Annotated in this window: 13 protein-coding genes; 9 read left to right on the top strand and 4 right to left on the bottom strand. The window is 53.1% G+C overall.

Annotated features, from left to right (window positions below; translation table 11 throughout):
* Positions 1-235: 235 nt before the first annotated feature.
* Positions 236-892, bottom strand: coding sequence for an MgtC/SapB family protein (locus ACOZIO_RS01070; protein ID WP_129990779.1), 657 nt, complete (start codon positions 890-892; stop codon positions 236-238).
* A 235-nt stretch (positions 893-1,127) separates the two neighbouring features.
* On the opposite strand from ACOZIO_RS01070, the gene ACOZIO_RS01075 reads away from it, so the two are divergent.
* On the top strand, positions 1,128-1,409 hold the full coding sequence (locus ACOZIO_RS01075) for a DUF333 domain-containing protein (RefSeq protein WP_129951175.1): 282 nt from the start codon (positions 1,128-1,130) through the stop codon (positions 1,407-1,409).
* A 57-nt stretch (positions 1,410-1,466) separates the two neighbouring features.
* Here the strand turns inward: ACOZIO_RS01075 and hslJ are convergent, their stop codons facing one another.
* Complete coding sequence (gene hslJ, locus ACOZIO_RS01080; protein WP_217138590.1) at positions 1,467-1,889, bottom strand: heat shock protein HslJ; 423 nt, start codon at positions 1,887-1,889, stop codon at positions 1,467-1,469.
* A gap of 243 nt (positions 1,890-2,132) precedes the next feature.
* Between hslJ and ACOZIO_RS01085 the strand changes: the two genes are divergently transcribed.
* The 5 genes from ACOZIO_RS01085 to ACOZIO_RS01105 all read left to right on the top strand — a co-directional run bounded on the left by ACOZIO_RS01085 (position 2,133) and on the right by ACOZIO_RS01105 (position 7,272).
* Positions 2,133-3,236, top strand: coding sequence for an ABC transporter ATP-binding protein (locus ACOZIO_RS01085; RefSeq protein ID WP_129951177.1), 1,104 nt, complete (start codon positions 2,133-2,135; stop codon positions 3,234-3,236).
* 64 nt (positions 3,237-3,300) lie between these two features.
* Entirely contained in the window at positions 3,301-4,581 is a 1,281-nt protein-coding gene (locus tag ACOZIO_RS01090; RefSeq protein WP_129990777.1) for an ABC transporter substrate-binding protein, read from the top strand.
* 17 nt (positions 4,582-4,598) lie between these two features.
* Positions 4,599-5,510 carry a carbohydrate ABC transporter permease gene (locus ACOZIO_RS01095; RefSeq protein WP_421594833.1) on the top strand — a complete coding sequence of 304 codons (912 nt, stop codon included), beginning with the start codon at positions 4,599-4,601 and terminating at the stop codon, positions 5,508-5,510.
* A complete protein-coding gene (locus tag ACOZIO_RS01100) occupies positions 5,507-6,322 on the top strand; it encodes a carbohydrate ABC transporter permease (protein ID WP_129951180.1) in 816 nt (271 codons plus the stop codon). Before ACOZIO_RS01095 ends, ACOZIO_RS01100 begins: the two co-directional genes overlap by 4 nt.
* A gap of 20 nt (positions 6,323-6,342) precedes the next feature.
* A complete protein-coding gene (locus ACOZIO_RS01105) occupies positions 6,343-7,272 on the top strand; it encodes a metallophosphoesterase (protein WP_129951181.1) in 930 nt (309 codons plus the stop codon).
* A 73-nt stretch (positions 7,273-7,345) separates the two neighbouring features.
* On the opposite strand, the gene ACOZIO_RS01110 is transcribed toward ACOZIO_RS01105, so the two are convergent.
* Positions 7,346-8,332, bottom strand: a complete 987-nt coding sequence (locus ACOZIO_RS01110) for a 2-hydroxyacid dehydrogenase (RefSeq protein ID WP_129951182.1) — start codon at positions 8,330-8,332, stop codon at positions 7,346-7,348.
* Between the two features lie 242 nt (positions 8,333-8,574).
* On the opposite strand from ACOZIO_RS01110, the gene ACOZIO_RS01115 reads away from it, so the two are divergent.
* Genes ACOZIO_RS01115 through ACOZIO_RS01125 form a run of 3 tightly spaced genes read left to right on the top strand, consistent with a single transcriptional unit; the run spans position 8,575 to position 11,854 of the window.
* Positions 8,575-11,301 (top strand): YdbH family protein, encoded by a 2,727-nt coding sequence (locus ACOZIO_RS01115; protein WP_421594834.1) that lies wholly within the window; start codon positions 8,575-8,577, stop codon positions 11,299-11,301.
* Positions 11,298-11,492 (top strand): YnbE family lipoprotein, encoded by a 195-nt coding sequence (locus ACOZIO_RS01120; RefSeq protein ID WP_129951184.1) that lies wholly within the window; start codon positions 11,298-11,300, stop codon positions 11,490-11,492. The genes ACOZIO_RS01115 and ACOZIO_RS01120 overlap by 4 nt, the downstream gene beginning before the upstream one ends.
* A gap of 8 nt (positions 11,493-11,500) precedes the next feature.
* On the top strand, positions 11,501-11,854 hold the full coding sequence (locus tag ACOZIO_RS01125; protein WP_421594835.1) for a YdbL family protein: 354 nt from the start codon (positions 11,501-11,503) through the stop codon (positions 11,852-11,854).
* A gap of 123 nt (positions 11,855-11,977) precedes the next feature.
* Here ACOZIO_RS01125 and ACOZIO_RS01130 read toward each other — a convergent pair whose 3' ends face one another.
* Positions 11,978-12,595 (bottom strand): FMN-dependent NADH-azoreductase, encoded by a 618-nt coding sequence (locus ACOZIO_RS01130; protein WP_129951185.1) that lies wholly within the window; start codon positions 12,593-12,595, stop codon positions 11,978-11,980.
* Between the last annotated feature and the right edge of the window lie 34 nt (positions 12,596-12,629).

Here is a 12,629-nt window from a genome sequence, read left to right on the forward strand (position 1 = left end):
CCTTTTGCTTTGCTCATAATGGCGGCCAGCGCAAAAGTCGTTTTGCTGGCGAGAATGTTAAAAGCTTAGCAGAGGCCGGATTAATCGATTTATCCTGATTGTGTGCAGGGCTATTTCAGCTGGTATTTGAAGTGGTTACGCAATGACCACAGGCACTGGGATTATTATTAGCCGCTGTGCTTCAACCGGTTTGAGACAGCGGCTAAATAGGGTACAGAAGAAATGCCCGAGGGGATTAATTAATATCGATACGTTTTATTCCTTTCACCGACATCAGCGCTTCATACAATTTATCCACACTTTGTTTCGGCCGCAGGATCACATCCAGAACCAGTTCACATTTACTGTCATCTTCGTCGCGCTGATTAATTTTGATATGGCCCGGACGAATTCGCATTTTTTGTAACTCCAGTAACACCACCGGCACACTTTCCGGCAGCAGACGTATTTCAATTAAATGGTGATGTCCGACCCAGTGGTTGCTGATCTGGCGGAAAACCTCCAGCACAATTAATGTCATGAACGCGCCATAGATGCCGATTTCATAGAGTCCGCTACCTATCACCAGCCCGATGGCGGCGGTCACCCAGAGTCCGGCCGCGGTGGTTAAACCTTTCACAATCTGTTTCTGAATAATAATGGTTCCGGCGCCAAGGAATCCCATGCCACTGACCACCTGTGCCGCCACACGGCTCGGGTCAAAGCTGACGTGAGTTTGCATCAGAATATCGGCAAAGCCGTATTTCGATACAATCATAAACATAGCGCTGCCAATCCCTACCAGTATATGAGTACGCAGACCGGCCTCTTTGGCACGTAACTGACGCTCAATACCAATTAAGCCGCCCAGGGCACCGGCGAGGGCAATACGAAGTAAAAAGTCTGTCAGCATACAAGCTCCTTATCATTATATTTTCCAGACAATGCAGGGGAAAAAGTGGTTAATTACTGTTAATTTTATTAGCCAAAGAAATAACCCGTAGAAATAAAATGTGTCTGAGTGTTTAAATTTAAGATTATTTTAGGAAAAAGTTGATGTTATTTTACTGAAGGGCTCGACTCAGGCGAAAAACGTCGGATATGATGGCGACTCGCAAAAAAAACCGTCATATTCAGGAGCAGTACAGATGATCACTGCGTTTCGCGTGTTACTGGCCGCCGGTGTGCTGGTGTTAGCCGCATGCAGCAGCCATGACGATTCGGCTGATGTTCCCCAAAAAGGTAACAGCGTTAATATCGGGCAACGTACCGTGAACATGGACAGCCCGGCCTATGCAGCCTGTTCAATGGCGGGCGGGCAATTACGGATGGCGCCGCAACTCGATGGCAGCCGCGTCGGTATGTGTTCGCTGGCCAACGGTCGCCAGTGCTCGGAAAGTGCTCTGATGCAGGGCGTGTGTAAAGCCTGATAATCGCCAGACAGCCGTCTGGCGTTTTTGCATTTAACGCGGCAGCAAATTGCCCGTTTACATCCGGTCTTTCAAACGATAAACCAACTGGTGTTTGCCCTGGGTGAGGGTCAGCTTGCTATCCTGCAAGGTGAGCGCCGCACCGTTATTGAGCACATCACTGATCACATGATCCCATTTATTCAGGTTTTCATCCGGGCATAACATCATGGTGGATGCGAGCCCTTTTACGGTCAGTACATTATTATGCAACTGACCCTGACCCATGAAGTTATTACACATTTTGCCGGATATGTGCATGTCTGAGCCAAATTCAATTTCCGGAATGCGTCCTTGCGCAGCAGGGACAGTCTGCCCATCTACGCTCAGCAACTCAAAACGGTGATGCTGCAGATCAGTCTGTTTAACGCCAGTGTTCTGATTCATGCTGCAAGCCCCCAGAGTTATTGCGGCGGCCAGAACAAACAGTGACTTTTTCATCTTCTCTCCTGAGAAATATTCCTTTGATGCTTGCCATGTCGATACATTCAACTGACTTATGCGATATTTTCTGGAGCATTATAGCGTGAATGAATGAGAATTTTAAGCCCTTAACTCCCTCGCCTGCGAAGGGGAAGGAGCTTAAAACCTTGTCCGTCTTTATCCCGTCATCTTCCCATCATAAAAACGTCATTTTAGCCCGCTAGGTTATGCCCATCATGGTTCAGAGAGATGCATCGCGGCATGAGCTTTTTATCACTCCGTCATATCCGGAAATCCTGGGGAACAAAAATTGCACTCAATGACATCAGCTTTGATGTGGAAGAGGGTGATTTTATTGCCTTACTCGGTCCCTCAGGCTGCGGAAAATCGACATTACTACGGACCATTGCCGGGCTGGAAACAGCAGAAAGCGGCACGTTATATTTTCAGCAATCTGATGTCACCACGCTGACGCCTTCTCAGCGCAAGCTGTCGATGGTGTTCCAGTCTTATGCATTATTCCCGCACATGAATGTTCGCGAAAATCTGCTATTCGGATTGCGCGCACGCGGTGAAGACAAGCGGCATTTTGCGACGCGGCTGGCGGATGTCAGCAAGCTGATGGAACTGGAACCTCTGCTCGACAGGTTACCTGCGCAGCTTTCCGGTGGTCAGCAACAGCGCGTGGCGCTGGGCCGGGCGGTGATCGCCAATAACAGGCTGTGCCTGATGGATGAGCCGCTGTCTAATCTTGATGCCAAACTGCGCCAGAGTATGCGCCGCGAAATCCGTGCAATTCAGAAAAAGCTTGGCCTGACCTTGTTATATGTCACCCACGATCAGACAGAAGCGATGAGCATGGCCGACAAAATCATCCTGCTCAACGACGGCTGTATTGAACAGCACGACACGCCGGATAACCTTTACAACAACCCGACCAGTATTTTTGCCGCGCAATTTATTGGCGCGCCGCCGATGAATATTCTGCCGCTCGAACGCCGCGGGCAGCATCACTATCTTGCCGGTACGCCGTTGCCCGTGGTGGAAAACTTTAATGAAAACGATCTGAGTCTTGGCCTGCGAGCCGAAGATATTCAGCTGATTTCGCCTGAACACGCCAGTTTGACCGCGCAGGTGGTCAGCCATGAATACATGGGGGCAGATACCCTGGTGGCCTGCGCACTGACCGGCTATCCGGCGCTGCTGACAGTGAAAGTTGCGGGCATGAAACGTTTTGCCGACGGCCAGAGAATCGGACTGCAATGGACCACGGGCGCACAATATTTTTTCATCACAGCAGACGGAAAACGCTGCTTCCACGCTGAGCAATCCTGTTTGCAGTCAGATCAGAGAGTTGCCGTGTAGTTGTCATTTTTTGCAGTTATTTATTTTTCTGACACATACAACGCCTATTGCCGAAGGGAAAATTATGTCTATTGTTCACCGTTTTTCACGTCTTGCTACCGCCGTTCTGCTCATCACCAGCACCTCTGCTTTTGCAGCAGATCCGGTGAAACTCCAAATGTATTACCCGATTGCTGTCGGTGGGAAAATCAGTCACACGGTGGATACGCTGGTGGAAGATTTCCAGAAAACGCATCCTGATATCAGCATTCAGCCGGTCTATACCGGTGATTACGCCACGACGGTCACCAAAGCGCTTACTGCATTTCGTGGCGGCAATGCTCCGCAAATCGCGGTAATCGGCGATATCGAAGCATATTCCCTGATCGACGCGGGCGCGATTTTGCCAGTCAGCGATCTGGCGAATGACGCGGACGGCAAACAATGGATCGACGGTTTTTATCCGGCCTTTATCCGCCATATTCAGGGCAAAGTGTGGAGCATTCCGTTCCAGCGTTCGACGGTCGTGTTGTACTGGAATAAACAGGCGTTTGAGAAGGCCGGTTTGAATGGCGACACACCGCCTGCCAGCTGGCAGCAGGTGGTCGATTTCGGTAAAAAACTGGTCGTACATGACGGTTCTCAGGTGAAGCAGTGGGGCATTGAAATTCCTTCCACCCCAAACGGTTACTGGAATTTCCAGGGGATTGCAGCCACCAACGGCGGCCATCTGGATAATGGTAAAGGTACGGCGGTGACTTTCGACACGCCAGCCAACGTAGAAGCCCTGCAATGGCTGACTGATCTGGCGCAGAAGGAAGCGGTTTCGCCGAAAGGTACTATTGCCTGGGGCACCACGCCGCAGGACTTTATCGACGGTAAAACCGCGATGATGGTCACGACCACCGGCAACCTGACTACCGTGCGTGAAAATGCCAAATTCCCGTTCGGCGTAGCGATGCTACCGGAGAAAACGCAGCGTGGCAGCCCGACCGGCGGTGGCAATCTTTACGTCTTCAAAAACACTACGCCGGAACAACAGAAAGCGGCGCTGACGTTTATCCGCTGGGTTTCCGCTCCGGAGCAGGCCGCGCGCTGGAGCATCGCCACCGGGTATGTCGCGACATCGCCTGCCGCGTGGGAAACCCCGGTCATGCAGGATTATGTGAAACAGGTTCCGCAGGCACTGGTGGCCCGCGAACAGCTGAAATATTCACAGCCGGAACTTTCAACTTATAACAGTGTGCAAATCCAGGAACTGATGAACCACGCGATTGAAGCTGCCGTCACGCAGGCAAAAACGCCAGCCGAGGCGCTGAGTTCGGCGCAGAAACAGGCTGACCGGCTGCTGAAACCTTATCAGTAAGGATAAAAAGGAACAGCATGAGCACATTTCACGCGGTCCTTCCGGCCACCCGCACACGCGGGTTGTCATTACAACTTTATGGCTATCTGTTGGTGTTGCCTGCTTTAGGATTTCTGCTGTTATTTACCCACTATCCGGCGCTGGCAACGGTATGGGAAAGCCTGTTCAGCGCTGCCCGCAGCGGGCATCCGGCGCAGTTTGTCGGACTGGATAACTACCGTGCGCTGCTCGATGACGATGTGTTTATGTTGTCATTACGCAATAATTTACTGTACGCCCTGATCACCATTCCGCTGTCCGTCGCGATTGCGCTGCTGATGGCGCTGGCGGTAAACCGCCGTCTGCGGGGGAATGCTCTGACCCGCGCCGCTTTCTTTATTCCTTCGCTGTTACCGATGGTGGCGATTGCCAATCTGTGGCTGTTTTTCTATACGCCTCAGCTCGGTTTGCTTAACAAAATGCTGGCGTTGTTTTCGTTGCCAGCGGTCAACTGGCTGGGCGAGCCGGGTACGGCACTTTACAGCCTGATGGCGGTTTCAGTCTGGCGTGAGGCCGGATTCCTCATGATTTTCTATCTGGCCGCATTACAGCAAATCGACCCGCGACTGGCTGAAGCGGCACAAATCGAAGGGGCATCGCGCCGCTATTTCTTCCGGCGGGTGCAGTGGCCATTGCTGATGCCGACCACATTATTCGTGCTGATCAACGCCTCGATGAATGCCTTCAGGATTGTCGATCAGGTGATTGCGATGACCAACGGCGGACCCGACAACAGCACCAGCTTGCTGCTGTTTTACATTTACCGCACGGCATTCAGTTACTGGGATTTACCGGCCGCGTCGGCAATGACTGTGGTACTGCTGGTGATCCTGGCCGTTATCGCGCTGATTAAATTCAACCTGCTGGATAAAAGGACGCACTATCAGTGAAACCATTTTCTTTCAGCCGTCTGATCCTGAATTTTACTATCTGGCTGGCGGCGTTACTGTGGTTTTTACCGGTGCTGGTCGCGGTCTGGGTGGCTATTCATCCGGCATCGGTGCAGGGCAGTTTTTCACTGTTTGCGCCGCTCACTTTGCAGAATTTCATTAATGCCTGGCAGGCGGCACCGTTTGCCCGCTACTTTATGAATACCACCTTGCTGGTGCTGATGATTGTGGTCTGTCAGCTGATTCTGGCAACACTGGCAGCGTATGCCCTGGTGCGGTTTAAACTCAAAGGTGCCGGGCTTATCTTCGCGCTGATCCTGCTGCAACTGATGATAAGCCCCGATGTGCTGATCCTGAATAACTACAAAACCATTGGTGCGCTCGGGTTGCGCGATACGCTGGCGGGCATCGCGCTGCCGTATTTTGCCTCGGCGTTTGCCATTTTCCTGCTGCGCCAGACGTTTAAAAGTATCCCGCTGGTACTGGAAGAAGCGGCGGTGGTGGAAGGTGCCAGCCGGTTTTATATCCTGCGCAAAATCTACATTCCGCTGGCGAAACCGATCTACGTCGCCTTCGCGCTGGTATCCGTCAGCTTCCACTGGAACGATTTCCTCTGGCCGTTAGTGATCACCGATTCAGTCAAAGTGCGGCCGGTCACGGTCGGATTGCAGTTATTTTCCGCGCCGGAGCAGGGCGTGCAATGGGCGCTGATCAGCGCCGCCACCCTGATGACGGTGTTACCGCTGCTGGTACTGTTTCTGATATTTCAGCGTCAGTTTGTTCAATCCTTTATGCGGGCAGGGATCCGGTAAGATCCCGACAGGAGAATATTATGACCGTGTCCATGTTATCCCCTTTATTATCTGAACGGCAGGAACAGGCACTGGGCAATGTCAGTTCGCTCTATCAGTTGCCGGAAGTCCACGACGCGCTGGTCAATGGCGCAAGGCTGCGCTTCGGGCTGATTGCTGACCCGCAATACGCCGATGCTGAACCAGAGAAAATCCGTTACTACCGCAACAGCCTGAATAAACTGGCCACCGCCATCAATGAGCTTAATGATCTCAAACTCGATTTTGTCGTCACCCTTGGCGATTTGGTGGACAGAGACTGGAGCAGTTTTCAGGCCGTTCTTGCCCGTTATGACGCGCTTCGTCACCCGCATGCGGCGGTGATCGGCAACCACGACGCACAGGTTATTTCCGAGCATCTCGGAGCGCAGAAACCGGCCATCGGCTTACCGAAAAGTTATTATTCCTTCAGTTTGCCGGGTTATCGTTTCCTGATCATCGACGGTAACGACGTCAGTTTGTACTGCAACCACGCCAATGGCGATGACCGTCAGTTAGCGGAATATATGCTGGCAGAACTGACCGAATGCCAGCAGTCACAGGCGCAGCCGTGGAACGGTGCTGTCGGGCGGAAACAACTTGAATGGATTGAGAAAAATCTGCATGAAGCGCGTGAGCAGCGCGAGGCCGTACTGGTTTTCGGTCATTACCCGCTGACACCGGTTAACAGCCATAACTTGTGGAATTGCGAAACGCTGGTGGAATTGCTGTGCCGTTACGACGTTCGTGCTTACTTCGCCGGCCACGATCACCGGGGTGGCTACGACCGTGTGGATAATACGGATTTTATTACCCTCAAAGGCATGGTCGACGGGGAAAGCAGCCTGCCATTTGCCTCGGTCACGTTGGCTGATGATGTGCTGACCCTCACCGGTTACGGCACGGAAATCAGCCGGGTGCTGAGTCGCTGAATGCGCTTCGGCAGTAATGCTAAAAGAAAAGGCTCACCTGAGTGAGCCTCAGACACCTGACCGGATAATGCGATCAGAGCAGATTCGGGCAGGCCACCCCTTTCGCCAGCTGATCAATATTCATCAGTGTGGTTTCTGAAATGCTGGTCAGCGCGTCGCTGGTCAGGAAGGCCTGATGGCCGGTGAACAGCACGTTGTGGCAGGACGACAGGCGGCGGAAAACGTCGTCAAGGATCACTTCATTAGAATTATCCTCGAAGAATAAATCGCGTTCATTCTCGTAAACGTCCATACCCAGCGCGCCGATTTTTTGCTTTTTCAGGGCATCGATAGCGGCGGTGGCATCCAGCAATCCGCCACGGCTGGTGTTGACGATCATCACACCGTCCTTCATTTTAGAGAACGCTTCTGCGTTGAGCAGATGATGATTTTCCGGCGTCAGCGGGCAGTGCAGGGAAATGACATCAGATTCTGCATACAGCGTATCCAGATCAACATATTCCGCACCGAGCTCCAGTGCCAGCGGGCTTGGATACGGATCAAACGCCAGAATGCGCATGCCGAAACCTTTCAGGATACGCATCGTAGCCACGCCAATTTTACCCGTACCGATAATACCTGCGGTGCGCTGATACATATTAAAACCGATCAGGCCTTCCAGCGAGAAGTTGGCTTCACGTGTGCGCTGATAAGCGCGATGAATGTGGCGGTTAAGACACATCATCATACCCACTGCATGCTCGGCCACCGCTTCCGGCGAATAGGCCGGTACGCGGACAACGGAAATCCCCAGTTCTTTCGCGGCGTCTAAATCGACATTGTTAAAACCCGCGCAACGCAGGGCCAGCGTTTTTATCCCCAAAGACGCCAGTTCCTGCAATACTTCGCGGCTGCCATCGTCATTAACGAAAAGGCAGACTGCATCGGCACCTACCGCCGTTTTCGCCGTTTGCGGGGTCAGCAAAAAATCGAAAAACTCCAGTTGATAGCCATAGTGTTCGTTGACCAGTTCCAGATATTTCCGGTCGTAATTTTTAGTACTGTAGACAGCCACTTTCATGGTGTTTCTCCGCAGTGAGTTTGAATCTCTGGCGAAATGCTTTCTGCATGTTTTATAAGGAATAAACAGTTTCAGAAACTATTCGCAATATGTTACCAAACTAGCAGAGCGCAGGAAGGCAGACAATTTATCCTGTGCTATTTGATTCAGGCGTCCTGGCATTCCTGTCATCAGTTATTACGCTAATTATGATATCTTGCGGGCGTTTAGACCTTTTAGTGAAGCATAAGACAAGGCAAGTCATGAGGAACGGACTAAAGAAAGGCGCGCAGATACTCCTGAGTATAGTGGTGATTATGGCGCTGCTGCTGTGGGTGTTATGGAAAACTGTGCCGCGCTGGTTACCGGTTATCGCCAGCCACTGGCTGCCTGGCGGAACACAACTGGTGCTGAAGGGGACGCCGCGCTGGTCCGGCGGTAATCTGCAATTGCCGGGCCTGCGCTATCTGGCCGGCGACTGCACCCTTGCAACGGCGCGAAATGCCCGTCTGAGTCACGACACCGGTCGCTGGGCGCTGAAGCTCGATGCACTGACGGTCGACACCGCCTGTCTGGCAAAACTGCCCAAAAACGACAGTCAGACAACGTTTTCCCTCTCAGACATTCAAAACATGCTGCCTGCCGGCAGCGTCAGCATTGGTCAGCTTTCCGTAACGCCGTGGCAACGTTACGCCGCCAATGTTCAGATCACCAATCTTGACGGCGTACAGCATCTGTCGGCCAGCGGCGATGCCCTGAAACTTGAGGCCGAACTTGACGGCAACCTTCAGCTTGCCATCCGTTCATTCAGCCTGACACCGCCGGGCAGCCCGCAGCCGGTGATGCTCAGCGGTAAACTGCTGCTTCCGGCGAATCTCGATCAGTTGCCTGAATCCGGCGAACTGCATGCCGAAATGCAGACGGCACAAGTGCCTCAGCCGCTGGATATTACGCTGAGCTGGCAGACAACCGAAGGCATACTGACGCTGGCCGAAAAGGGCAGCGATAAGCCTCTGGCGATGCTGCCCTGGAAACTGAACAATAATGAATTACAGATCACGCCGGGACAATGGCGCTGGCCTTATGGCACACAACCGCTGGCCGGGGGCGTAAACCTGACGCTCAGCGACTGGTCACCGGCGTTTGATCAGACCAACATCACCGCCCGGCTGAACGTGCTGACGCAGGGCCACAACGGCAAGGCCAACGTGGTACTGACACTCGGGCCGGGACGTATCGGTTTACTCGACAGCGATGTAGGCTTTCGCCTGACCGGTCAGGCAAATCTCCAGGCCACGTCCCTGAGTGCGTCATTGCCCGGTCAGCTCAGCGGATCGCTGCTGAACCCGACGCTTTCGTTGCGCAGTGGTTCGCTGTTACGTGCATGGGGTAAGCCGACGCCGGAACTGACCATCAGCGATGCGCGATGGCCGCTGGCAGGGGTCAAAGTGTCCGCAGAGGGCGTGAGCGGGCCGTTACAGGCGATCCTGAAAGCCCGTCACCGTTTCTGGGGCGCGTTTGATCTGCATCTCAGCGGCAAGTCGCTGGCATTCTGGCCGGATGTCGGACTGTGGAATTTCAATTACTGGGGCAATGGCCATCTGCCGCCACTCAATGGCCGCTGGGACATGTCCGGCAAAGGCCAGTGGCATGATAATCTGATCAGCATTAATTCGCTCTCGACCGGCTTTGACCGCCTGCATTACGGGCTGGTGGATGTCGATGCCCCACGTCTTACGCTTGTACACCCTTTACTCTGGAAACGTCCGCCCTCCGCCCGCTTCAAACCGCAGTATCCTGATATGCCGACGGCATTTAAGGGGGACATCAGGCTGGTGGCCAGGAAGATTTCGCTGGCGAACGGAGGCTACCTGCCGCCTGCCACGCTGGCGTTACAGCTCAGCGGCGACAGTCCGGACAGTTTCATGATGCGCGGGATGCTGGATGCCAAACCGATCGGCCCGATCCGACTCAACGGACGCTGGGACGGCGAAAGGCTGCGCGGTGAAGGCTGGTGGCCGAAACAACAACTGACGGCATTCCAGACGCTGCTCACACCCGATCTGAACATCAAATTACGTGAAGGAACCTTCTACGCACAGTCGGCTTTTTCGGCTGCCCGTGGTCAGGGGTTTGTGGCCGGTGGCCACTGGGTGGTGAAAAACGGTGGCTTCTGGATGAAAGACGGCGACCTGAGCGGGCTGGATTTCAGCCTGCCGTACCGCCTTCAGGACCAGGTCTGGCAGCTTGGCGTGAAAAAGCCGGTGACGCTGCGTATCGGCGAAGTGAATAATCTGGTCAAAATGCAGAACGTGACGGCCGATTTACAGGGGCATTATCCGTGGAGTGAACAATCGCCGCTGACCCTGAGCAATCTGGGCGTTGATATGTTGCGCGGCCATCTCAGCCTGTCGGCGCTGCGCATGCCGCAACATGATGCGGCAGTGCTGAAGCTCGAAAAAATCAATCTCAGCGAACTGTTTACGGCGCTTAAGCCTAAGCAACTGGCGATGTCGGGGGTGATTTATGGTGAGCTGCCGCTGTATGTGGAAAATCCGCAATGGATCATTCATAACGGCTGGATCAAAAACGACGGCAGCCTGACGCTGCGCCTCGATCCGCAGTTTGCCGATGCCATGGCCAGCGGTAATTTCGCCAATAGTATGGTAATTGGCCTGCTGCGGTATCTGGAAATCAGCCGTTCCGATGCGCGGGTCAGCCTGGATAATCTTGGTGTGCTGACCATGAAGGCCAAAGTTGACGGCGTGAATTACACCGACACGACGCACGGTGGCAACAAAGAAAAACGTGAAATCGTCCTCAATTATTCCCATGAGGAAAATATCTATCAGCTTTGGCGCAGTTTGCGTTTTGGCGACAATCTTCAGGAGTGGCTGCAACAGCAGATGTCTTTGCCTGCTGATGCGCTGTCAAAACGTCCGCCCGCAGCGGGACAGAAAAAGGATCCAACAGTGAGGAAGGAACAATGAAATTGCGACTTGTCGGCCCGGGCATGGTGCTTTGCGTAATGATGCTCAGCGGCTGTGTGCCACGTATCGAACTGGCCGCGCCGAAAGAGCCGATCACCATCAACATGAACGTGAAAATTGAACACGAAATTCATATTAAAGTGGATAAAGATGTGGAAGATCTGCTGAAAAATCAAAGTGATTTATTCTAGGAGCACGTATGTCCGGGCTATTTATCAAAAAGAACGGCATCAAAAAAATCAGCCTGATGTGGCTGATCAGCGGATTACTGTTTTGCAGCCAGGCATTCGCGTTAACGCTCAGTGAAGCCAAACAGCAGGGGCGCGTGGGTGAAACGCTGTCTGGCTATCTGGCTCCGCTTAAACAGGACCCGGAAAGTGTCGCACTGACTGTAAAAATCAACGACGCCCGCAGGCAGCAATACACCCAAGTTGCGCGGGACAACAACGTCAGCACCGAGGATGTGGCTAAACTGGCCGGGCAAAAACTGGTCGCCAGAGCCGGGAAGGGCGAATATGTCCGGGGCATCAACGGGCAGTGGTTGCAAAAGTAAACGGGGAAAACACAGGGCAAAAAAAAGCGCGCCTTTCAGCGCGCAATAGCTTTATCACAACATCATCTGAGCGGAACGGACAGATTCTTAAGTGAATGGGTGCTCAGATTGTGATAACGATAATTATGCTGCAGACAGTTCTTTGATAGCGGCATCGATTGCTGTTTTCGCATCAGCCTGCGCTTTTGTGGCGACTTCAGGACCGTATGCGATGCCTTCCGCGTAAACGAACTCTACGTCGCTCATGCCCAGGAAGCCCAGGAACAGCGACAGGTATGGCGCAACCAGGTCGCTCGGGGTGTCTTTATGGATGCCACCACGGCTGGTCAGAACGATAACACGTTTACCTTTCACCAGGCCTTCCGGGCCTTTCTCGGTGTATTTGAAGGTCACACCGGCACGTGCCACCAGATCAAAATAGTTTTTCAGCTGGGTAGGAATGTTGAAGTTGTACATCGGTGCCGCGATCACGATCACGTCATGCGCCTGCAATTCTTCAATCAGGGTATTGGACAGCGCCAGGGCTTCTTCCTGACGTGGTGTCAGCGGAGCATCGGATGGACGCAGTGCGCCAACCAGTTCACCGTCAAGTACCGGGATCGGATCAGCAGCCAGGTCACGAACTGTTACGGCAGAACCGCTGTTTGCAGCCTGATACTGCGCAACCAGGTAATCGGCCAGCTGGTTTGACTGAGAAAAGTTAGCCAGAATGCTTGATTTCAGAACGAGTATTTTGCTCATTAGTGAGTTCCTTAACGGTGTGATACATAGGGTG

The organism is Rahnella sp. PD4 (assembly GCF_049199325.1).
Lineage (GTDB): Bacteria > Pseudomonadota > Gammaproteobacteria > Enterobacterales > Enterobacteriaceae > Rahnella > Rahnella perminowiae.

What these genes read in the sequence shown, in the direction of transcription:
- ACOZIO_RS01070 (WP_129990779.1), bottom strand. Translation starts at nt 892, where the DNA reads ATGCTGACAGACTTTTTACTTCGTATTGCCCTCGCCGGTGCCCTGGGC.
- hslJ (WP_217138590.1), bottom strand. Translation starts at nt 1,889, where the DNA reads ATGAAAAAGTCACTGTTTGTTCTGGCCGCCGCAATAACTCTGGGGGCT.
- ACOZIO_RS01105 (WP_129951181.1), top strand. Translation starts at nt 6,343, where the DNA reads ATGACCGTGTCCATGTTATCCCCTTTATTATCTGAACGGCAGGAACAG.
- ACOZIO_RS01120 (WP_129951184.1), top strand. Translation starts at nt 11,298, where the DNA reads ATGAAATTGCGACTTGTCGGCCCGGGCATGGTGCTTTGCGTAATGATG.
- ACOZIO_RS01095 (WP_421594833.1), top strand. Translation starts at nt 4,599, where the DNA reads ATGAGCACATTTCACGCGGTCCTTCCGGCCACCCGCACACGCGGGTTG.
- ACOZIO_RS01125 (WP_421594835.1), top strand. Translation starts at nt 11,501, where the DNA reads ATGTCCGGGCTATTTATCAAAAAGAACGGCATCAAAAAAATCAGCCTG.
- ACOZIO_RS01075 (WP_129951175.1), top strand. Translation starts at nt 1,128, where the DNA reads ATGATCACTGCGTTTCGCGTGTTACTGGCCGCCGGTGTGCTGGTGTTA.
- ACOZIO_RS01115 (WP_421594834.1), top strand. Translation starts at nt 8,575, where the DNA reads ATGAGGAACGGACTAAAGAAAGGCGCGCAGATACTCCTGAGTATAGTG.
- ACOZIO_RS01090 (WP_129990777.1), top strand. Translation starts at nt 3,301, where the DNA reads ATGTCTATTGTTCACCGTTTTTCACGTCTTGCTACCGCCGTTCTGCTC.
- ACOZIO_RS01085 (WP_129951177.1), top strand. Translation starts at nt 2,133, where the DNA reads ATGAGCTTTTTATCACTCCGTCATATCCGGAAATCCTGGGGAACAAAA.
- ACOZIO_RS01130 (WP_129951185.1), bottom strand. Translation starts at nt 12,595, where the DNA reads ATGAGCAAAATACTCGTTCTGAAATCAAGCATTCTGGCTAACTTTTCT.
- ACOZIO_RS01110 (WP_129951182.1), bottom strand. Translation starts at nt 8,332, where the DNA reads ATGAAAGTGGCTGTCTACAGTACTAAAAATTACGACCGGAAATATCTG.